This is a genomic window from Burkholderia metallica (genome assembly GCF_902832845.1).
Taxonomy (GTDB): Bacteria; Pseudomonadota; Gammaproteobacteria; order Burkholderiales; family Burkholderiaceae; genus Burkholderia; species Burkholderia metallica.
This window is the reverse complement of sequence record NZ_CADFDB010000001.1, coordinates 1286104-1307554: the sequence shown is the minus strand read 5'-3', so window position 1 is coordinate 1307554 and position 21451 is coordinate 1286104. Positions and strand designations below refer to the sequence as shown.

14 protein-coding genes are annotated in these 21451 nt (G+C 68.1%); 7 read left to right on the top strand and 7 right to left on the bottom strand.

Annotated features, from left to right (window positions below):
* Positions 1 to 36: 36 nt before the first annotated feature.
* From HWX08_RS05690 to HWX08_RS05660, 7 genes are all read right to left on the bottom strand, one after another.
* Positions 37 to 525, bottom strand: coding sequence for a Biofilm PGA synthesis auxiliary protein PgaD (locus HWX08_RS05690; RefSeq protein ID WP_069259653.1), 489 nt, complete (start codon positions 523 to 525; stop codon positions 37 to 39).
* Positions 503 to 1774, bottom strand: coding sequence for a poly-beta-1,6-N-acetyl-D-glucosamine synthase (pgaC, locus tag HWX08_RS05685; RefSeq protein ID WP_174922062.1), 1272 nt, complete (start codon positions 1772 to 1774; stop codon positions 503 to 505). Before pgaC ends, HWX08_RS05690 begins: the two co-directional genes overlap by 23 nt.
* A complete protein-coding gene (gene pgaB, locus HWX08_RS05680; RefSeq protein ID WP_174922061.1) occupies positions 1771 to 3870 on the bottom strand; it encodes a poly-beta-1,6-N-acetyl-D-glucosamine N-deacetylase PgaB in 2100 nt (699 codons plus the stop codon). The genes pgaC and pgaB overlap by 4 nt, the downstream gene beginning before the upstream one ends.
* A gap of 15 nt (positions 3871 to 3885) precedes the next feature.
* Entirely contained in the window at positions 3886 to 6507 is a 2622-nt protein-coding gene (gene pgaA, locus HWX08_RS05675; protein WP_174922060.1) for a poly-beta-1,6 N-acetyl-D-glucosamine export porin PgaA, read from the bottom strand.
* A gap of 92 nt (positions 6508 to 6599) precedes the next feature.
* A complete protein-coding gene (locus HWX08_RS05670; RefSeq protein ID WP_174922059.1) occupies positions 6600 to 7394 on the bottom strand; it encodes a hypothetical protein in 795 nt (264 codons plus the stop codon).
* A gap of 65 nt (positions 7395 to 7459) precedes the next feature.
* Entirely contained in the window at positions 7460 to 7897 is a 438-nt protein-coding gene (locus tag HWX08_RS05665; protein ID WP_069259658.1) for a hypothetical protein, read from the bottom strand.
* A 703-nt stretch (positions 7898 to 8600) separates the two neighbouring features.
* Positions 8601 to 9605, bottom strand: coding sequence for a LysR substrate-binding domain-containing protein (locus tag HWX08_RS05660; protein WP_174922058.1), 1005 nt, complete (start codon positions 9603 to 9605; stop codon positions 8601 to 8603).
* Between the two features lie 598 nt (positions 9606 to 10203).
* Between HWX08_RS05660 and HWX08_RS05655 the strand changes: the two genes are divergently transcribed.
* The 7 genes from HWX08_RS05655 to HWX08_RS05625 all read left to right on the top strand — a co-directional run bounded on the left by HWX08_RS05655 (position 10204) and on the right by HWX08_RS05625 (position 21448).
* A complete protein-coding gene (locus HWX08_RS05655; RefSeq protein ID WP_069259660.1) occupies positions 10204 to 11619 on the top strand; it encodes a circularly permuted type 2 ATP-grasp protein in 1416 nt (471 codons plus the stop codon).
* Between the two features lie 60 nt (positions 11620 to 11679).
* On the top strand, positions 11680 to 12621 hold the full coding sequence (locus HWX08_RS05650; protein ID WP_069259661.1) for an alpha-E domain-containing protein: 942 nt from the start codon (positions 11680 to 11682) through the stop codon (positions 12619 to 12621).
* Between the two features lie 8 nt (positions 12622 to 12629).
* The gene (locus tag HWX08_RS05645; protein ID WP_174922057.1) at positions 12630 to 13613 is read left to right on the top strand and encodes a transglutaminase family protein; all 984 of its coding nucleotides are present in this window, start codon (positions 12630 to 12632) and stop codon (positions 13611 to 13613) included.
* 109 nt (positions 13614 to 13722) lie between these two features.
* Positions 13723 to 17151: a transglutaminase family protein gene (locus tag HWX08_RS05640; protein WP_069259663.1), complete on the top strand. Its 3429-nt coding sequence runs from the start codon at positions 13723 to 13725 to the stop codon at positions 17149 to 17151.
* Between the two features lie 214 nt (positions 17152 to 17365).
* The gene (locus tag HWX08_RS05635; protein WP_174922985.1) at positions 17366 to 19972 is read left to right on the top strand and encodes a circularly permuted type 2 ATP-grasp protein; all 2607 of its coding nucleotides are present in this window, start codon (positions 17366 to 17368) and stop codon (positions 19970 to 19972) included.
* Positions 19966 to 20997, top strand: coding sequence for a transglutaminase family protein (locus HWX08_RS05630; protein ID WP_069259664.1), 1032 nt, complete (start codon positions 19966 to 19968; stop codon positions 20995 to 20997). Before HWX08_RS05635 ends, HWX08_RS05630 begins: the two co-directional genes overlap by 7 nt.
* Before the next feature lie 178 nt (positions 20998 to 21175).
* Entirely contained in the window at positions 21176 to 21448 is a 273-nt protein-coding gene (locus HWX08_RS05625; RefSeq protein ID WP_174922968.1) for a hypothetical protein, read from the top strand.
* Positions 21449 to 21451: the final 3 nt, after the last annotated feature.

Below are 21451 nucleotides of genomic sequence, written 5' to 3'. Positions count from 1 at the left end.
CACGCGTCGCGCCCGGCGCGGTCCCTTTCCGGTGACTTATTCGCGGGGTTGCGGCCCTGCGTGCGCGACCCATTCGATGCCGGAAATCGAGCCGTTCGCGTCGTGCGACGCGACGAGAATGCGCGTCGTGCGCCGCGCGCCGCGCCGGCGGGCGCCCGCGAGCGCGGTCGGCGGCACCGCGCGCATCTTCACGCTGGCCGAGCGACGCAGCATCTTCGACGTGCGCAACCGGTACGCGAACGGGTGCACGACGCGCCCGGCGATCAGCCACGTGACGATCGTGCCGGCGATGAGCGCGATGCTCGTTACGTAGAACACGATCTGCTCGATCGGCATCTCGGCCTCGTTGAACGGCAGCAGGTAGCGGTACGTGTAGATGCAGATCGATGCCCATACGCCGCCGACGAGCGCGGGCCGCAACAGGCGGTACCACGCGACGAGCACGGGCCCGACGAACCTGCCGCGTTCGGCGATGATTTCGCGCGGTGCGCGCAGGGAAAGGTCAATAATCGGCGCGTTCTTCATGTCGAATGCCTCGGTCGGGACTGACCCATACGGCCCGCTTGCCGCGGCCCCGCAGTACGACGGCGGGCAGGGCGACGACGGTGGTGATCATGCTGATCAGCCAGAAGGCGACGGGGTACCAGATGGTGTCAAGGAAATACATCAGGAGTTTTTCGTCGTAACGACGATCGATCATGCTGCCGATGATCAGCTGCAGGATGCAGGTCGCGACCAGCAGCATCCCGTGCCAGTGCGGCACCACGGATACATGCCAGTTCGGCGGAAGCGGGTAGACCACGTCGATCAGCGCGAGCAGCAGGATGAACGACATCGAGTACGCCCACGCGATGCCGATCAGGTACTCGGCGAACAGCGGCCACATCATCATCTGCGTCGGCCGCACGAGCGTGCCCGCATATTTGATCAGCACCTGGATGCCGCCCTTCGACCAGCGCAGCCGCTGCCGGTACAGCCCCTTCAGCGTCTCGGGCATCAGGATCCAGCTGAGCGCATGCGGCTCGTACACCACACGCCAGTCCCGGCACTGCAGTTTCCAGCTGATGTCGATGTCCTCGGTCAGCATGTCCGAGCTCCAGTAGCCGACGTCGGCGAGCGCGGTCTTGCGGAACATCGTGATCACGCCCGATACCGTGAAGATGCGGCCGTACACCTGCTGCGTGCGCTTGATCAGGCCGACGATCGACGAGAATTCGCCGACCTGCATGCGCCCCAGCAGCGACGTGCGCGTGCGGATGCGCGGATTGCCGGTTACCGCGCCGACGCCCGGATCGGTCAGGAAATGCTCGAGCATCCAGCCGGCCGCGTCGTGCGCGAGCAGCGCATCGCCGTCGATGCAGAGCAGATATTCCGCGTTCGATACCGCGGCCGCGGTCGTGAGCCCGACCGCCTTGCCTTCGTTGCGCGCGTGATGGATGACGAGCAGCCGCGGAATCTCGACGGCCAGCTCGTTGAGGATCTCGCCGGTGCGGTCCTGGCTGCCGTCGTTGACCGCGATGATGTCGTAGTTCGGGTAATCCATCGCGTTCAGATGACGGATCACGCTGCGCGCGTTCGCCGCCTCGTTGAAGCACGGCACGACGATCGAGATCTTCGGAATGCCGCTCGCCGCGATCGTGCGCGTCGACAGCGTGCGGCCTTCTTCGAGCAGGAAGTAGTGCACGACACCGCCGATCATCCACAGGTACGACATGAAGAACGGATAGTAGAAAACGAAATCCTGCAGGCGCTGGATGATGCTGTGGGTGGTCATGGCGTCTTCGTCCCCTGGATGGGTTGCATCTGCATCAGCGCGTTGATCGAGGTCGGGTCGAGGCGCGACTTCAGCGACATCACGTCGCGCATCGCGTCGAGATCCGGCTGATCGTTCAGGAAGTTGTCCGGGTAGTAGCCGAAGTTCACCGCGCCCTCGCTGCGCAGCCGCCGCATCTGCGCGAGCAGCGTGCCGGCCGCCACCGCCTTGCGAGCGTGCCAGTCGTACGACTGCAGCTCGAACACGGTGCGCCGCAGCCCGAGCTTCTTCGCGCGGACGGCCTGCACGAGCCGGTCCATCCAGCCTTCGGGGTCCTTCGCCTGTTCCATGTACGGCATCGCCATCAGCGCGACGTAGTCGTAGGCGGCGAGGAAATCGTCGTAGTTCTGCGCGTACCACGCCTCCGATTCGGGCTTGAGCACCGGCATCGCGAAGATGTTGCGCGCGGTCAGCACGTCGCCCACGTTCTGGTGCGCGAGCACGACCTGTTCGAGCTGGCGCGTCAGGTCGATCAGGTAGCGCGACTTCTGCCGGGTCCAGCGCTTCATCAGGTCGGGGTTCTCGCGGATCTTGCCGACGTCGGCCGGCAGCCCCCACTGCGCGTAGATGCGCTGCGCATGCCGGCCGGCATCCTCGTAGTCGTCGAGCACCGCGTCGTCGCTGAACAGGATGCCGCTGAACGACGCATGCTTGCTGAGATCCTCGTAGATCTGCTGGATCATCAGCCGCGCGTCCGGATCGAACGGGCTCAGCCGGAACGTGCGCGTGCCGTTCTCGCGGGCCGGCGCGCCGCCGTACGCGCTCACGGCCTCGAGCGCGCGCAGCTTGTCGGCCGGCGGCCGGAACGCGAGCACCGGCATCCATGCGTACACCTGCACGTTGGCGCGCGTGTTGAGCTGCCATGCGGCGCGCGAGAAGAGATCGGCGCGCATCGGCAGGTGCCGGTTCGGGAAATACACGGCTTCGGCCACACCCGTGCCTTTCGGGTCCGCATACGCCTGCAGGTACACCGATTTCGGCTGCATCCGGTAGATGCGTTCGATCAGCTTGCCGAGATTCTCTTCCTGTCGCGCGGGGTTCGGATCGTAGACCTGGTCGAGATCGACCTGCACGGTGCGCTCGGGCACGTCGACGTCGCCGCGGTTCGATGCCGGCTCGCGCATCGAGCGCTCGAACCCGCCGATGTCGACGTCGTACATCAGCAGGATCCGCCGCAGCCGGTCGAGTGGCACGTCCGGCGTGTTCGGGCCGGCGTCGAGGCTGAACTGGATGTCCATGCCGAGCGACGTCGAGATCTGGCGCACGGGCTGGTTTTCCGCGCCGTACGGCCACACCATCGAGCGGGCGACGATGCCGGTATGTTCGCGGATCTGGCGCACGCAGGTCTGCAGGTCGTCGTGCACGCGCGCTTCGAATTCGGCGTCGGTCTCGTAGCGTTTCTGGTCCGGCAGGTACAGGTGTGACGTCGTCGCCGGCAGCTCGTTGCCTTGCGGATTCGCGATCGCGCCGTGATGGAGATTGTGCGTGTGGCAGCCGAGCTCGACGAGGTTCGACTGACCGAGCGCTTTCACCTCGTTCCACGACATGAAGTAGTCGCGCGGCACCTGGACCTTGTCGCTGAGGCGGATCGGCGTATCGGGGGGCGTATCGATCCACGCGGTGACGATGCCCATCACGGCCGGATACTTGAACCGCTCGAGCAGCGGCAGCACCTTCGTGTAGTGGCTGCGAAAGCCGTCGTCGAACGTGAGCAGCACCGCGCGCGGCGGCAGCGGCTTGCCGCCGTGCCGCGACTCCTCGATCTGCTTGACCGTGATGGTGTGGTAGTTGTTGGTCTGCAGCCACGAGAAGATCGCGGTCAACGTGCCGGTATCGACCGCGAACGGATCGAGCATCGCCGACGGCGACGGCGACGAAAACGACGCCATCAGGTTGTCGCGCACGTCGTGCAGGCAGATCACGCGAAACGTCTTGCCGTCGGCCGGGTCGGACGGCGGCAGCAGGTCGATCATTCTGGCCTTCGTCACACCCGGGAACAGCGAGCACGCGGTAAACGCGCCGAGGCATCCGCACATGAAGGTCCGTCTGGATTGCATTGCGCGCTCTCCTTGCTAGAACGGCAGGTTGACCGACATGAAGCCGGTTTCGGAACGCTCGTGCTGGCCGTCGTACGCGTGGCTGCTGACCTCGACGCCGTAGCTCAGCGTGATGTCGTGCTTGAAGGTCCATGCATGTTCGAGGCGCGCGCTCCACAGGGCGCTGGTGCCGAAGCCGCGCTCGTTGTACGCGCCGCCGGACACCGACACGCGCTGCTGCAGCCCCAGGTCGCCCTTCTTCCACAGCGTTAACTGATGCATGACGGTGGCCGCGGCCGCGTAGTCGCGGCCCGGGCTGAAGTAGGGGGCGTCGTGCCGCGTGTTGCTGTCGGTGCCGAGATCCAGCGACACGTTGACGAGCTGGTTGGCGCTCGTGTACACGCGTTGCGTGGCGCCCGCCGAGATCTCCTGGTGCAGGTTCGAATCGCTGTAGCGGCTCACGCCGTAGCTCAGCCTGACCTGGCGACGGTCGTTCTGGCGATAGACGACCGACACGTTCGCCGAGCGGCCCCAGATGTGCGCGGCATACGCTTTCCACGGCAGCGAGTTGTCGTTGGTGTCGAGGTCGCCGCTGACCGTCCAGTAGTCGTTCAGCGCATACGCGATCGTTCCGCGCCCGCCGGTTCGGCCGTCCCCGCCGAGCGAGCGCGTGACTTCGCCCTGCACGGTCAGCGGCCCGTGCCGGTAGTCGCCGCCGACGCCCGTGCGGGTGCGGCTCAGGTTGCCGCCATCGGTCTGCGCGTAGCCGAAGAACGTATGCGAGAACACGCGCCAGTTGTCGCCGAACGGCTGCGAATAGATGTAGCTGTCCGACGTGAAGCTGTTGTCGGCCAGCGCGCTGTTGCCGTGCTCGAAGCTCAGGTCGGTCGTGAACACGGGGCTGCGGTACGCGTTGTAGTCGCGCTTGAAGCCGCGCACGGCGCCGCTGTCCGGGAACGTGTTGTCCAGGGTCTGGTCGACGCTCTTCGCGCTCGCGTAGTCGTCGGCTACAAGCGACGCGCGGCCGAGGCCCGCGAGCATCTCGACGCTGTCCGGGTGATCGGTCAGCGACGCGCGATACATCGCGATCGCCTGGCGCGGATGCGACTGGCCGGACACCGCGTCGGCGTGCGCCGCACGGATCTCCGCGTTGAACGGCACCTGTTTCTCGAGCGCTTCGAGCGCGGCGATCCCTTCGTCGACGTGGCCGGTGTAGATCAGGTATTGCGCGCGCAGCCGGTAGTAGCGCAGGTAGTCGCTTTCCCCCGGGCCGTAGTTGACGACCTGGCTGGCCGGCGGCAGCGACTTGCCCATGTCGTCGAGCGCCTGTTTCGCGCCCGCCGGGTTCCCCTGGTCGACGTACGACCAGAACAGCCCTTCGCGCAGCTCGATCGGGCGCGTGCGCGCGCCGTACTGGAAGCCGCGGGTCGCGCGGTCGGTCGGCGACGCGGTCGCCTGTTGCAGCGCGCGCTGGTACACGGCATTCGCCTTGCCCGGTTCGCTCAGGTACAGGTACGCGTCGCCGACGGCCGACAGCGCGTCGATCGAGATCTCCGCATTGGACGGAATCGTCTCGAACGTCGCAACGGCCTTCGTCATGTCGCCGCGCGCCGCATAGGCGATCGTGCGATCGCCCGCGAGCGCCGTCCTGACCGGCGTGTACTCGGGCGTGGCCGGCATCCGCTTGTCGAGATCGTCGGCCGCCCGCAGCGCATCGTCGATCCCGTCGAAGCGGTCGGAACTCGTCATCGCGCGCGACTTGTCGCGTCCGCCGCGCACCTGCTGGCGAATCGACAGTTCTTCGAGCTGCGCGATGTCGACGGCGGAGAACGCATCGGGCCGCGCCTTCGCTTCGTCGAGCGCCTTGACCGCGCCGCCGCTCGCCGCGAGGCCGAACACGTCGTTGCGCACGGTCGCGACGTCGGCGGTACGCAGGTTCGGCGCCTGCGCATTCGGCGTTTCGACGTCGGGCCCTTGCGAGCGCTGGATCGCTTCGCCCGGTAGCTGGGCGCCGGGCGTCTGCGAGTTCGGCGTTCCGGACGACGGCAGCGGCGAGCCGGGTGACTGGGGCATCGGCGCCGGCGAGTTCGGCATCGGGGTGCCGGAGGCTTGCGCGGTTTGCGTCGGCGTAGTCGACGGCGCGGCTTGGGCGATCGTCAGCGGGGCGTTCGGCGTCGGCACGGCCGGCGCCGGGGAACCGGGCGCGGGCGTGTCGGACGTCGTCGCGGTGGCACGTGCCGGTGCGTCGGAGGGGCGGTCGATCGCGACCTGCGCAAGCTGCATCGGTGCGACCGGCGTTTCGGCGACCGGGGCCGGTGTGTCGGGCTTGTCCGGCGATCGCGGAGCCGGCACCGGGGCGCTCGATTGCGGCGCGTCCGGTTCCACCACGACCGTGGTCGGCATCGGCGACGCCTGCGCGATCGGCGTCGGCGCAAGCGGGGGCGCCGCGCCTCGCGTGCGCCCGTCCGATGCGCTCGTCGGCTGCCCGTCGGGCGGCGGCGCATTCGACGTGCCGCTGGTCCCGGCGATGTCGCTGACGTCTTCGGCGCAGAAGCTGGGGCCGGACGCGACGAGCAGCAACACCAGCGGTGCATGCAGGAGGATCCGTCGGCTGGACGGAGCGACGGTAGTGCATGGTTGTTGATGATTGTCGTCCACGGTGTGTCCTCACAAGGTACGGCCGCATCGGCTGCATGCCGACGCCGCATGCCGCTGCGCGCTGCGTATGGCACGGCCGTGCGGCGTTCGGCCTACAGCCGATTGCGGACCGCTTGCCCGAGCAACGCGCGCGATTCGCTGTTCTTCGGGTCGATCGCGAGCGCGCGGCTCGCGTTTTGCTCGACGCAGCTCCATTCGTCGATCACCGCGCACGAGCGCGCCTTCGCCAGCGCACGCGCGCTTTCCAGTTCCGGGCGCGTGATGCTCGCCGTCTGCATCCGTGCCGAATCGGCGCCGTACGGCTGCGGATTCGGCGCGAAATCCAGGCGCTTTTTCGTGCCCGCGAGCGTTTCGGTTCGCGGCGTGCGGTGGGCGGCGCCTGGCCGGACGGCGGCGCGACCGCGGGCCGGCGCGGAACGCGAGTCGGCCGTCAGCATTGCGGGCGCCGCATGCGACGATTGCCGGTGTTTCGCGATGCCGTGGGTTCGCGCCCGTGGCGCGGTGTCCGGCCCGACCGCGAGCATCGCGGGCGGTGCCGCCGATACAGCGGGCGCATCCGGAGCGGACGGCTGCCGCGTCGCGGGCGGCGCGGCCTCGGCGAGTGCCGGCGCGGGGGCGGCCGACGCTCCAGTCGTGCCGGACGCGCCCGTCATGCGCGCGCTCGCGGCCACGATCGCGTGGCGGTACTTCCCGACGGCGGTTCCGATCGCGCCGGAGAGGTCGTGCGTCATGCTGGCATGGCCGATCCTCGTGTCCCGTTCGGTGTACGCGAAGATGCCGAAGATCGCGGCGAACGCGACGAAGCTGAGCGCGGCGTTCTTTCCTGGCCCCCAGGACGGTTTCGGCTGATGAACGGGCGAGCCGTCCGGTCGTTCTGCGCGAGTCATTCCGAACTCCTCGATTCGATACGTTGCGATGAAAGGCGTGATCGGGGCGGGGTGGGCGGCAGCGCTCACCATCGCAACTGCGTGGTCAGCACGCCCGTTTCGACGATCGCGAACTGGGTGGCGCCCTGATAGGTCCCTTCGACCCGGTAGCTCGCATCGGGCACGCTGAACAGGCAGCGCGATCCGGATGCGTTGAATTCGACGAGTACGCGGCCATGTCGGCGCAGGCGCACCTGGACGTTGGAGAGCGGCTGCCCGGTCTGCGCCGACACGAACGACACGCCCAGGTTGTACGGGCGGCCGTCGGGCGGAAGCGGGGCGGTGCCGTCGATCCGCGCATCGCCGCAGACGTACGAAATGACGTAGCGGCCCGCACCCGGAGCGGACGCGGCGGCGGCGGATGGCTGGGAAGCGGGCGTCTGGGCCATCGTATTCACGCAAAGCGCGGAGATGACGGCGCCCAGCAAAGGGTGAGCATGCTGCTGTCGAAACGAGGAAGACATTGAACCTCCCGTCCGGAATCAATGGCGCGCATTCATTCCGAGTCAGATTTTCCAACGTTATTTTTGCGACACGCTATTGATACACGATGGAATATGAACCAACAACCGCATGTGGCCGGAATGGGACGGCTTTGAAATGTCTTATTTAAATAGGATTGCCGTTGATTCGTATGAAGCTATTAATCATGAAGAAAGTCGAAATTGCCGAATATGAATATTGCTATTCGGTAGCGATGATCCATGGCACATGGAATCACGTCGGACGTATCGACTTTCGTGCCGAAAAGTAACGACTGATAAAAGGAATTTTTGCTGCCGTGTCTGATATCGATCCGGACACGAATTGCGTGATTCGAAATCAAGGGGCGACGCTTCGCGTATTTTAGACGGTTACAGATAAATCGAAACTTTTATTTTGATATGTAACAGGTTATTTCCGACCAGATAATCGGTCTGATAATAAAGACCCGGTTATGTCGCATGTAAAGTAAATCATTTCCGGAATGCAAACGTTTGCCATTTGCCTGGTAACGATTTCCCGTCTGGCGCGATAATTTTCGGGCTGTGACGGGATCGTGGCTTGCTACGGAAGAGCGGGGCGTGTGCGCGGAAAATGCGATATGCGACGGCCGCATGCGTCCACCGGATCACCGCAAAGGGTCCCTGCGTTCGCGCGTCGATCGAGACGACGCGAACGCGACGATCAGAGGCTGCCGGCTGCGCTGCGTCGTGCGACGCGCATCGCCGGCGCGGGCGCGGGCGCCGGTTCGGCCGAGTCGATCGCCCCTTCGAGCGCCGCGGGCGGCCGGTTCATGATGTAGGTCCACAGCTGCTCGGCTGCGAGCCCGCGCTTGCGGGCCGACCGATACAGGCGAATTTCGAGCTCGGTGATCCAGTCGCCGTCGCCCGCGCACACGAGCGTGCCTTCCGCGAGCTCCTTCGCGACGCAGCTTTCGGGCAGCCAGCCGATCCCGTGTCCGGCCACGACCATCCCTTTCAACGCCTCGGACATGTGCGTCTCGAAGCAGCGTTGCAGCACGTACGGCTCGGTGGCATTCAACAGCAGCATCTCGACGATGTTGCCGAGAAACGCGCCCGACGAATACGCGAGCAGCGGCAGCGGCGCATCGGGGGTGCCGGGCAACCGGAACACGGGCGCGCCGCGCGCGTCGGGCGTCGATACCGGCAGAATCCGTTCGACGCCGAGGCTGACGAACGGGAAGTGGTTCGGGTCGAGCACGATCGGCAACTGCGGATGGTGATAGCCGAGCAGCAGGTCGCATTCGCCTTCGACGAGCTGCTGCACGCCTTCCGGCACGTTCACCGCGTTGACGCGCGCGGTCACGTGGCCGACCTCGCCGTTGAGCTGCTTGAGCCATTCGGGAAACAGCGTGAAGACGAGCGTATGGGCGACCGCGAAACGCACGACCTGGTCGCTGGCCGCGAACTGGTCGTAGCCGTTCACGAGATTGCGCGCCGCATACATGCTGCGCAGGATGTCCGCGGCGAGACCGCGGAACATCTGGCCGGCCGGCGTCAGCGTGATCGGGTTGATGCTCCGGTCGACCAGCTTCGCGTCCATCCAGGTTTCGAGTGCGGCAATTCGTCTGCTGAATGCCGACTGCGTGAGATGACGGTTACGGGCGGCCCGGGAAAAACTCCTGGTATCCGCAAGGCTCAGGAAATCTTCCAGCCACTTTGCTTCCATTTCGATCTTCGCTTTTTATAGTCGCGGGCCTGAAGGGCGGCGCCGCTTCGCTGCACGAACGGTCTAGCGTACCGCGCCTCGTGCATGTCGCCCGATGTTTTTTTTCGATCGGTGTCAGTCGAAATACGCATGGGCGTTGTCGGCGGGATTACGGCTGCATAGGTTCGAGGTGCCGGACCCGGCTAACCGGTCAGTTCATCGCGTCGAACTGCCGGCACGGCCGCAGACGGTACTTCCCCCAGGGCCGGTTGCGCCGTGCGCGTACCGGCCCGCCTTTTCGATCCGTTCGTTCCGGTGGTCCGGGGCCCCGGCGACGGATTTATGGTGCAGTGCAGATTGCACATTCGTGACACGCGGGGGAACTATGTTCGTCAGACGCGGCGCAGCATGGGCCGTGCCCGAAGGCGGCGCACCGCCGTCGCCCGTCGCGTCGGGCGTTGCACCGACATGGTGCGCGATGCCGCACGGGCGTGCCTGGCGGCGCGCGAAAAGGGGGGATTATCGAGCGGATTCCGCAAGGCACGTTCCTTGCAAAGTAGTGGTTACGCCGGTCCGGCATGCGCAATGCCGGGGAAAACGATCGATGGAGAAAAGATCGATGAAGCCATTCGATGAAATGCTGCAATCCGGCGACATGGTAAGGGCGCCCTACGCGCGCCTGAAGCAGTGGCTCGACACGCAGAATCCCGCGAGCCTCGCCCAGAAGGCCCACGATGCGGAAGGCGTGTTCCGCAGGACGGGCATCACGTTCGCCGTCTACGGCGATGCGGAGGCCGCCGAGCGGCTGATCCCGTTCGACATCGTCCCGCGCATCATCTCCGGCGCCGAATGGGGCCGCCTGTCGCTCGGTATCGAGCAGCGCGTGATGGCGCTCAACGCGTTCCTCGACGACATCTATCACCGCCAGGAAATCGTGCGCGCGGGCATCGTGCCGAAGCACCTGATCGCGCACAACGAAGCGTTCATTCCGGAGATGATCGATTTCCGGCCGCCCGGGAACGTCTATACGCACATCATCGGCGTGGACATCGTGCGCACCGGCGAGAACGAGTTCTACGTGCTGGAGGACAACGCGCGCACGCCGTCCGGCGTGTCGTACATGCTGGAAAACCGCGAGACGATGATGCAGCTCTTCCCCGAGCTGTTCCAGCAGGTGAAGGTGCGTCCGGTCGAGACCTATCCGCAGATGCTGCGCCAGTCGCTCGCGGCCGTGTGCCCGCCGGGCGGCAACGCCGACAACCCGACCATCGCGGTGCTCACGCCCGGCATCCACAATTCCGCGTACTACGAACATTCGTTCCTCGCCGACCAGATGGGCGTGCATCTCGTCGAAGGCAGCGACCTGCAGGTGATCGACGGCCGCGTCGCGATGCGCACGACCGAGGGCTTCCGCCCGATCGACGTGCTGTACCGCCGCGTCGACGACGCGTTTCTCGATCCGCTCACGTTCCGCCCCGATTCGGTGCTCGGCGTGGCAGGCATCATGGACGTGTACCGCGCCGGCAACATCACGATCGCGAACGCGCCCGGCACGGGCATCGCCGACGACAAGGCGATCTACTCGTACATGCCGGAGATCGTCGAGTTCTACACGGGCCGCAAGGCGCTGCTGGAGAACGTGCCGACCTGGCGCTGCGGCGAGGCGGACAGCCTGAAGTACGTGCTCGACCATCTCGACGAACTGGTGGTGAAGGAAGTGCACGGCTCGGGCGGCTACGGGATGCTGGTCGGGCCGTGCGCGTCGAAGGCCGAGCTCGAAGCCTTTGCCGCGAAGCTGCGCGCGCGCCCGGCGAACTACATCGCGCAGCCGACGCTCGCGCTGTCCACGACGCCGATCCTGTCCGAAGCCGGGCTGGCGCCGCGCCACGTCGACCTGCGGCCGTTCGTGCTGGTGTCGGACCGGATCCGCATCACGCCGGGCGGGCTCACGCGCGTCGCGCTGAAGGAGGGATCGCTCGTCGTCAACTCGAGCCAGGGCGGCGGCACCAAGGACACCTGGGTGCTGGCCGACTGAGCCGGACACGACCGCGCCGGCACCGGCGCGCGAACCGAACGAAGACGGAGTGGACACGAGATGCTTCTGGGACGTACTGCGAGCGGGCTCTACTGGATGTACCGCTATATCGAGCGCGCGGAGAACATCGCGCGCATCGTCGATGCCGGGCTGCGGATGGCGCTCACGCGCACGTCCGACGCGCCGGCCGAATGGTCGTCGGTGCTCGTCAGCTCGGGCACCGATCACGGCTACCGGCAGAAATACGACGCGTATGCGGCCGATACCGTGACCGACTACCTGCTGCGCGACCGCGACAACCCGTCGAGCGTGCTGTCGTGTATCGAGGCCGCGCGCTCGAACGCGCGGATGGTGCGCACGGCGCTCACGCGGGAGGCGTGGGAGAGCGTGAACGGCGCATGGCTCGCGCTGCGCCGCGCCCTGGCGCAACCGGTGCCGGAAAGCGCGCTGCCGGCCGTGCTCGACGAGGTGAAGCGCGAAACCGCGCTGATCCTCGGCAGCTTCTACAGCACGATGCTGCGCAACGAGATCTTCGATTTCGCGCAGATCGGCGCGTTCGTCGAGCGTGCGGACAACACCGCGCGGATCATCGACGTCAAATACCACCTGCTGCTGCCGTCGGTGTCGCACGTCGGCACGATCCTCGACAACTACCAGTGGGAGACCATCCTGCGCTGCGTCGCCGCGCACCGTTCGTACCGCTGGGTGTACGACGTGCAGTACAAGCCGCTGAACATCGCCGACTACCTGATCCTGAACGGCCGCATGCCGCGCTCGCTGCGCTATTGCTACGGGCGGGTCGTGTCGAGCCTGAACCTGCTCGCGAAGGATTACGGCGTGACACACCCGTGTCACGACACGGCCGCGAAGATCCTGCAGATGCTGTCCGATACCTCGGTCGAGCGGATCTTCAAGAGCGGCCTGCACGAGTTCCTGACCGACTTCATCGGCCGCAACAACAGCCTCGGGCTCGAAATCGCCCAGGCTTACAACTTCGACTGAGACTTGCCATGCGACTCGCCATTCGACACATCTCGCGTTACCGGTTCGACGATCAAGCCACCCATGCGCTGCAGCGGCTGCGGCTGCGCCCGCAGTCCGGCCCCGGGCAGACGGTGCGCGCATGGCAGGTCACGATCGACGGCGTCGAGCCGACGCTGTCTTACGACGACGGGTTCGGCAACCGGATCGACCTCGTGCGGCACGACCGCGGCGCGAAGGCCGAGGTCGTCGTCGTCGCGGCCGGCGTAGTCGAGACGCAGGACCGCGCGGGTATTCTCGGCAATCCTGAAGGTTATGCGCCGCCGTGGATCTTCGAGCGCGAAACCGCGCTCACGAAGGCGGGCGACACCGTGCGCGCGCTCACGCAGGCGCTGCCGATCGAGCCGCGCAGCCTCGACGCGCTGCACTGGCTGATGACGGAAGTGCACGACCGCATCGCGTATGCGCCGAACCTGGCCGCCGACGCGCCCGTCGACGCGGAAACCGCGCTGCAAAGCGGCGAGGGCACGAGCCGCGACCATGCGCATGCGTTCATCGCGGCCGCACGCGTGCTGAAGATTCCCGCGCGCTACATCTCGGGCTACGTGCTGGCCGACAACGCGATGCAGCGCATCGCCGACGCGAAGCAGAACACGGGCGACGACGAAGAAGAAGCCGCGCTGGCGCTGCAGACCGGCGACGGCATGCAGCAGGTGCTCGGCGCGTCGCACGCCGTGCAGTCGCAATCGCAGGGGGTGCCGCAACCGGCGCTCGGCGCGCAGCCGCAGGCCGCCGCGCTGATGCAGCAGCCGGCCGGCCATGCGTGGGCCGAGGCCTATGTCGAGGGGCTCGGCTGGGTCGGGTTCGATCCGTTCATGAATCGCTGCCCGGACGAGCGCTACGTGCGCATCGCGGTCGGCCTCGACTATCGCGACGCGCAGCCGGTGACGGGGCTCGGCGCGACGGCCGTCGGCCTCGAGATCAGCGTCGTGCAGACGCCGGAACTGGTCTGACCCGGCGCGCGCTTTCGCCGAATCCGCCACGCCATGCCGCCGCGTCGCAGCCGACGCGGCGCGCGCGGCCGGCCTGACGTGAACCGACCCCAACCCGAATCGAGCTCCCATGTCCATCCACGTCGCGCTGCATCACACCACCCGCTATCGCTACGACCGGCTCGTCAACCTCGGCCCGCAGGTCGTGCGTCTGCGTCCCGCGCCGCACTGCCGGACGCCGATCCTCGCGTATTCGATGACGGTCGAGCCCGCGCAGCACTTCATCAACTGGCAGCAGGACCCGTTCTCGAACTATCTCGCGCGGCTCGTGTTTCCGGAGCGCACCGAGCACTTCGAGATCACGATCGACCTGGTCGCCGAGATGTCGGTGTACAACCCGTTCGACTTCTTCCTCGAAGCGAGCGCCGAGCAATACCCGTTCAGCTATGACGACGCGCTGAAGACCGAGCTCGCGCCGTATCTCGCCCGCGACCCGCAGACGAGTGCGGCGCCGCTGTTCCGCGCGTATGTCGACGGCGTCGACCGCACGCCGGCCGGCACCGTGAACTTCCTCGTCGCGCTGAACCAGCAGTTGCAGCGCGATATCGGCTATCTGGTGCGGATGGAGCCGGGCGTGCAGACGCCCGAGCAGACGCTCGAACTCGCATCGGGCTCGTGCCGCGACAGCGCGTGGCTGCTCGTGCAGCTGTGCCGGCATCTGGGCATCGCCGCGCGCTTCGTGTCGGGCTACCTGATCCAGCTCACGCCCGACGTGAAGTCGCTCGACGGCCCGAGCGGCACGTCGGTCGATTTCACCGACCTGCACGCATGGTGCGAGGTGTACCTGCCCGGCGCCGGCTGGATCGGCTTCGATCCGACCTCGGGCCTGCTCGCCGGCGAGGGCCACATTCCGCTGGCCTGCACGCCGCAGCCGACCAGTGCCGCGCCGGTCGAGGGGCTGATCGACGAGTGCGAGGTGTCGTTCGAGCACGAGATGGCCGTGGCGCGCGTGTACGAATCGCCGCGTGTGACGAAGCCGTATACGGAATCGCAATGGGATGCGGTGCGCGCGCTCGGCGCGCACGTCGACGGCGCGCTGGCGGCCGGCGACGTGCGGCTCACGCAGGGCGGCGAGCCGACCTTCGTGTCGATCGACGATCGCGACGGCGCCGAATGGAACACCGACGCGCTCGGCCCGACCAAGCGCGGCTATGCGACCGAACTCGTGCAGCGGCTGCGCGCCGAATACGGCGAAGGCGGCTTCCTGCATTTCGGGCAGGGCAAGTGGTATCCGGGCGAGCAGCTGCCGCGCTGGGCGCTGTCGATCTTCTGGCGCGCGGACGGCCAGCCCGTGTGGCACGATCCGTCGCTGTTCGCCGACGAGCGCGAGCCGTCCGCGTACACGACCGACGACGCGAAGCGCTTCATCGATGCGCTGGCCGCGCGGCTGAACCTGACCGGCGAATTCATCCGGCCGGGTTACGAGGACGTCTGGTACTACCTGTGGCGCGAGCGCCGGCTGCCGGTCAACGTCGATCCGTTCGACTCGCGGCTCGACGACGAGCTCGAGCGCGCGCGGCTGCGCAAGGTGTTCGAGCAGCAGCTCGACAGCGTGGTCGGCTACGTGCTGCCGGTGAAGCGCGCGGACGATGCACCGGGCCGCGATCGGCCGGGCCTCGACGGGCCGCGCTGGCAGACGGGCCCGTGGTTCTTCCGCGACGAGCGGATGTACCTCGTGCCCGGCGATTCGCCGATGGGCTACCGGCTGCCGCTCGATTCGCTGCCGTGGGCGAGCCGTGCCGACCATCCGTATCTCGTCGAGCGGGATCCGTTCGCGCCGCGCGACGCGTTGCCGAACGCGGACGCGATCCGCGCGCGCCATGCGGGCCCGGCCGATGCGCCGCGCTACCTGTCCGGCGTGCATCGCGACGCAACCGCGCCGACCGTAATGCAGTGGCGCGACGACGGCGCGGCCCGCAACGGCGGACCGGCCGCGCGCGACGCGAGCCGCGTGCCGGCGCGCTTCGAGTCGGCCGCGTGGATCACGCGCACCGCTCTGTGCGTCGAAGTGCGCAACGGCATCCTGTACCTGTTCATGCCGCCGCTCGCCGCGCTCGAGGATTATCTCGACCTGCTCGCCGCGATCGAGCTGACCGCGCATGCGCTCGGCGTGAAGCTCGTGCTCGAAGGCTATCCGCCGCCGCGCGACGCGCGGCTGAAGATGCTGCAGGTGACGCCCGACCCCGGCGTGATCGAGGTGAACATCCATCCGGCCACGAACTTCGACGAGCTCGTCGACCACACCGAATTCCTGTACGACGCCGCGTGGCAGTCGCGGCTCTCCAGCGAGAAGTTCATGGTCGACGGCCGCCACGTAGGCACGGGCGGCGGCAACCACGTCGTGCTCGGCGGCGCGACGCCGGCCGACAGCCCGTTCCTGCGCCGCCCGGACCTGCTCGCGAGCCTGATCGCGTACTGGCACAACCACCCGTCGCTGTCGTACCTGTTCTCCGGGCTGTTCATCGGGCCGACGAGCCAGGCGCCGCGTGTCGACGAAGCGCGCAACGACCAGCTCTACGAGCTCGACATCGCGTTCGCGGAGATCCAGCGCAACACGCTGCTGCGCGGGCAGGACATGCCGCCGTGGCTCGTCGACCGCGTGCTGCGCAACCTGCTGATCGACGTGACCGGCAACACGCACCGCAGCGAGTTCTGCATCGACAAGCTGTATTCGCCCGATTCGTCGACCGGCCGGCTCGGGCTGCTCGAACTGCGCGCGTTCGAGATGCCGCCGCATGCGCGGATGAGCGTCGTGCAGCAGTTGCTGCTGCGCGCGCTGGTCGCGCGTTTCTGGGCGGCGCCGTATACGACGCCGCTCACGCGCTGGGGCACTGCGCTGCACGACCGCTTCATGCTGCCCGCGTTTCTTCAGATGGATTTCGACGACGTGCTGACCGAGCTGCGCGACGCCGGTTTCGCGTTCGATCCCGCGTGGTTCGCGCCGCACTTCGAATTCCGTTTCCCGCTGTTCGGCCAGATCGCGGTGAACGGGCTCCAGCTGTCGCTGCGCGGCGCGCTGGAGCCGTGGCACGTGATGGGTGAGGAGGGCGCGCCCGGCGGCACGGTGCGCTACGTCGATTCGTCGGTCGAGCGGCTCGAAGTGCGCGTGACGGGCCTGAACGACAACCGCCACGTCGTGACCGTCAATGGCCGCGCGCTGCCGCTGCAGCCGACCGGCACCGTCGGCGAGTACGTCGCGGGCGTGCGCTACAAGGCGTGGTCGCCGCCGTCCGCGCTGCATCCGACCATCGGTGTGCACGCGCCGCTCACGTTCGACATCGTCGATACGTGGCTGCAACGCTCGCTCGGCGGCTGCCGCTATCACGTCGCGCATCCGGGCGGGCGCAACTACGCGACGTTTCCCGTCAATGCGTACGAGGCCGAGAGCCGCCGGCTCGCCCGCTTCGTCGAGATGGGGCATACGCCGGGGCGCATGGACGTCGCGGCCGCCGCGCCGAGCCGCGAATTCCCGTTTACGCTCGACCTGCGGCGGCCGTGACCGGGCGATGACGGAACGGACGACGATGCGCGGTGCGCGACCCGCGGGCGCGCCGGGCGCTGGCGGCCCGGCCGGAATGCTAGGATGCGGGCAGATTGCGGCCGCGCGCCGCGGCCTGCCGCCCGTGCGGCGGCGCGCGTGCGCGGTCGCGCCCTGACGACGGAACGCTATCTTGCCGCCCATTGACACCGATCATCTCGCCGCCCTCGACGCGATGCCCACGCTTTTCGATACCGGCGCGCAGCCGGATGCCGCCGAACTGGCCGCCGCGCTCGCGGCGCCGGCCGCCGCCGGCCGCTACGACGAACTGCGCGGGAGCGCGGCCGGCCTGACCGCGCCTGCGCTCGCGCCCGCGTGGCGCAGCTTCTTCACGTCGATCGGCAGCGACGGCGTGGCCGATCTCGACCGGCGCGCCGATGCGCTGCACCGGCGCATGCGCGAGAACGGGCTGTTCTATCAGTTGCACGAGCAGCGCGCCGGAGACGGCGCGGCCGGGCCGTGGTCGCTCGACCTGCTGCCGCTGATCGTCACGCCCGAGGACTGGGTCGGGATCGAGCGCGGCGTGCTGCAGCGCGTGCGGCTGCTCAACGCGACGCTGGCCGACCTGTACGGGCCGCAAACCATCCTCGAGCGCGGGCTGCTGCCGCCGGCGCTCGTGACCGGCCATCCCGGCTACCTGCGTGCGATGCGCGGCGCGCGCGTGCCGGGAGATACCTGGCTGCACGTCGTCGCATTCGATCTCGCGCGCGGCCCGGACGGGCAGTGGCGGATCGTCGCGCAGCACACGCAGGGCGCGGCCGGCCTCGGTTATCTGCTCGAAAACCGGCTGATCGTGTCGCGGCTCTTTCCGAGCGGATTTCGCGGGCTGCGCGTGCAGCGGCTCGCGTCCGCGTACCGCGCGCTGCTGCAGAGCATGCAGGCGCTCAGCCCGGCCCGCAGGAATTCGCGGATCGTGCTGCTCACGCCCGGGCCGCACAGCGCGACGTATTTCGAGCAGGCGTATCTCGCACGCTACCTCGGCCTCACGCTCGTCGAAGGCGGCGACCTGACCGCGCGCGACAACTGCGTGTTCCTGAAGACGCTGCGCGGGCTCGAACCCGTGCACGGCATCCTGCGGCGCGTCGACGACGCGTGGCTCGACCCGCTCGAACTGCGGCCCGATTCGATGCTCGGCGTGCCGGGGCTGCTGCAGGCCGTGCGCGCGGGCAACGTGCTGCTCGCGAATGCACCGGGTTCGGGCTTCCTCGAATCGCCGGCGATGCTCGGCTTCATGCCGCGTCTCGCGGAAGGGCTGCTCGGCGAAACGCTGACGCTGCCGGCCGTGCATTCGTGGTGGTGCGGCGAGGCGGCCGCGTGCGACGACGCGTTGCCGCAGCTCGCGCGCGGCATCGTGAAGGCATCCTATCCATCCGACGTGCAGGCCGGCGGCGCGTTCGAGCCGGTGATCGGCGCGCGGCTCACGCAGGCGCAGCTCGCCGAGTGGCGCGCGCGAATTCTCGCGCGGCCCGAGCACTACACGGTGCAGGCCGACCTGCCGCTGTCGCAGGCGCCGACCTGGCCGCGCCAGGACGCGCCCGACGGCCCCGGCAGCGCGCGCATCGTGCCGAAGCCGCTGCTGCTGCGCGTGTTCGCGCTCGCCGACGGTGCGCAGCGCTGGCGGCTGCTGCCGGGCGGACTGTCGCGGGTCGGCATGCGCGATACGCTGTTCAACGCGCCGATGCCGCGCGGCGGCAGCACCGTCGATACGTGGGTGATGACCGAGGGCATCGTCGATCCGACGACGCTGCTGCAGACGCACCTCGGCCCCGACGACCTCGTCGAGCAGCCGCGCGCGATCGCGAGTCGCGCGGCCGAGAACCTGTTCTGGCTCGGTCGCTATACCGAGCGCGCGACCAACCTGATGCGCCTCGCGCGTGCGGCGCTCGAACGGCTGCGCGGCGAGGACGACGTCGACAGCCCCGCGCATCTCGAACTCATCGATACGTTGTGCCGCGACACGGGCCTGATCGCGGCCGATGCGCCGAACGCCGTCGATGCGCCGCGCGCGTTCCAGCACGCGCTCGCGACGGCGCTCACGCGCGGCGCGGATCGCACGTCGGGCATCGCGTCGTGCCTGTTCGGGATGCGCGGCGCTGCCGCCGCGATCCGCGAACGGCTGTCGAGCGACCAGTGGCGGCTGATCGACGACGCGACCCAGCTGTTCGCGGACAGCGCGGGCCAGCCCGAAGCCGAGGAGCAGATCGGCAACGAGGCGCTGCAGTTGCTGGAGCGCGTCGGCCTGCTGCTCGGTGCGATCACGGGCGCGCAGACCGACAACATGACGCGCGACGACGGCTGGCGCCTGCTGTCGATCGGCCGGCAGATCGACCGGCTGGACTTCCTGGGCAGTGTGCTGAAATTCGCGTTCGACGAAGGCGCGGTGCACCGGCAGGACGGCTTCGAGCTCGTGCTGGAGCTGTTCGACAGCACGATCACGTTCCGGTCGCGGTTCCAGCGCGGCTTCGACGTGGCGCCGCTGCTGTCGCTCGTCGTGCTCGATACCGACAACCCGCGCTCGCTCGGCTGGGTCGTGCAGGCGCTGCGCGGCCGGCTGACGAAGGTCGAGCGCAGCGAAGGCTACGCGCTGTCCGAGCTGGCCGAGACGATTCCCGACGTGCCCACGTGGTCGCTGCACGAGCTGTGCGAGACCACGGACGGCGGCCGGCACGACACGCTGCTCGATGCGCTCGACACGACGGTGAAGGCGGTCCGGGAACTGTCGAACCGGATCGGCGAGCGCTATTTCAGCCACGTGCGCGAGGCGGGCAGGACGCTATGGTGACGACGAAAGGCGCGACGAAAGCGGTGCCGGGCGCGGCGGAGACGCGCAAGACACCGGCGCCGGCCGCGACGGCCGTGGCGCCGGGCCGGTTGCTGCGTGTCACGCACGATACCGAATACCGTTACGCGGCGCGTGTCGAATCGGCGCAGCATCAAGCCCGCCTGCAACCGCTCGTCACGCCGCGCCAGCAGGTGCTGTCGTTCGCGCTCGACATCGATCCGGTGCCGGAATCGGTCGGCACCGAGATCGATGCGTTCGGCAACGCGCGCGCGTCGTTCGCGTTGAACCAGCCGCACGACACGTTGCTCGTGCGCAGCCGCAGCACGGTACGCGTGATGCCGCCCGTGTGGTCGCTCGGCGCGCGTGGCGCGCCGCCGCCTGCGATCGCGCATCCCGGTGCCGGGCACGCGACCGCATGGGAAGCCGTGCGCGACCGCCTGCGGTTCCGCGCGGGGCAGCCTTACGACCCGGCGAGCGAATTCGTGTTCACGTCGCCGCACGTCGCGTGCGATCCCGAACTCGCCGCGTATGCGGCCGCGAGCTTCACGCCGCAACGGCCGCTCGTGCAGGCCGCGTGGGACCTGATGCGGCGCGTGCATGCCGATTTCGCGTATACGCCGAACAGCACCGACATCACGACGTCCGCGCTCGATGCGCTGCGCTTGCGCAAGGGCGTGTGCCAGGATTTCGCGCACGTGATGATCGGCGCACTGCGCTCGCTCGGACTCGCCGCGCGATACGTGAGCGGCTATCTGCTCACACAGCCGCCGCCTGGGCAGCCGCGGCTGATCGGCGCCGACGCGTCGCATGCATGGGTCGACGTGTACGACCCGGCATGGCCCGAGGACGGCGGCTGGCTGCAGCTCGATCCGACCAACGATCGCGCGCCGGGCGACGACTACGTGATGCTGTCGATCGGCCGCGACTATGCGGACGTGACGCCGCTGCGCGGCGTGATCCGCGGCGGCGGCGCGGATCAGGAGCTGAAGGTCGGCGTGACGGTGGAGCCGCTCGACGCGCCGTGACGCATGCCGCGTACCGACGCGCATGCCGTTTAAGTCTTCGTTAATACTGCACGCCTAGCATGGTCATGCCGGCGAACGGATCGGGCTCGATCCGGGGCGCCGGTGGCACGCGCGGGTGCGTCGGCGTCACGGCGCCGCACTGTCGCGCATCGCCATTCCCTTGCAACGGCGGCGGATCATGATCAAGACCTTCGACTACACACTCGGCAGCGAGACGATTCCGCTCTGCGCGAGCTTCGGCGCGGGGCCGGCGTGGCGCCGTGTGCTCGTGAGCCGCGCGGATTCGATGGAGACGCTGGTGGTGCTCGACGCGCGCGGCCTGTCGGGCCTGCTGAAGGTCGCGACCGAAGCGCCGGAAGGGCTGCTCGACGATGCGATCCGCAAGGTCGGCGACGAGCAACTCGTCGAGCGGGCGATCAGCGGCAAGGCGATCGTCGAAGCGCCTCTGTGACGA

What these genes read in the sequence shown, in the direction of transcription:
- HWX08_RS05690 (WP_069259653.1), bottom strand. Translation starts at nt 525, where the DNA reads ATGAAGAACGCGCCGATTATTGACCTTTCCCTGCGCGCACCGCGCGAA.
- pgaC (WP_174922062.1), bottom strand. Translation starts at nt 1,774, where the DNA reads ATGACCACCCACAGCATCATCCAGCGCCTGCAGGATTTCGTTTTCTAC.
- pgaB (WP_174922061.1), bottom strand. Translation starts at nt 3,870, where the DNA reads ATGCAATCCAGACGGACCTTCATGTGCGGATGCCTCGGCGCGTTTACC.
- HWX08_RS05670 (WP_174922059.1), bottom strand. Translation starts at nt 7,394, where the DNA reads ATGACTCGCGCAGAACGACCGGACGGCTCGCCCGTTCATCAGCCGAAA.
- HWX08_RS05665 (WP_069259658.1), bottom strand. Translation starts at nt 7,897, where the DNA reads ATGTCTTCCTCGTTTCGACAGCAGCATGCTCACCCTTTGCTGGGCGCC.
- HWX08_RS05660 (WP_174922058.1), bottom strand. Translation starts at nt 9,605, where the DNA reads ATGGAAGCAAAGTGGCTGGAAGATTTCCTGAGCCTTGCGGATACCAGG.
- HWX08_RS05655 (WP_069259660.1), top strand. Translation starts at nt 10,204, where the DNA reads ATGAAGCCATTCGATGAAATGCTGCAATCCGGCGACATGGTAAGGGCG.
- HWX08_RS05650 (WP_069259661.1), top strand. Translation starts at nt 11,680, where the DNA reads ATGCTTCTGGGACGTACTGCGAGCGGGCTCTACTGGATGTACCGCTAT.
- HWX08_RS05645 (WP_174922057.1), top strand. Translation starts at nt 12,630, where the DNA reads ATGCGACTCGCCATTCGACACATCTCGCGTTACCGGTTCGACGATCAA.
- HWX08_RS05640 (WP_069259663.1), top strand. Translation starts at nt 13,723, where the DNA reads ATGTCCATCCACGTCGCGCTGCATCACACCACCCGCTATCGCTACGAC.
- HWX08_RS05635 (WP_174922985.1), top strand. Translation starts at nt 17,366, where the DNA reads ATGCCCACGCTTTTCGATACCGGCGCGCAGCCGGATGCCGCCGAACTG.
- HWX08_RS05630 (WP_069259664.1), top strand. Translation starts at nt 19,966, where the DNA reads ATGGTGACGACGAAAGGCGCGACGAAAGCGGTGCCGGGCGCGGCGGAG.
- HWX08_RS05625 (WP_174922968.1), top strand. Translation starts at nt 21,176, where the DNA reads ATGATCAAGACCTTCGACTACACACTCGGCAGCGAGACGATTCCGCTC.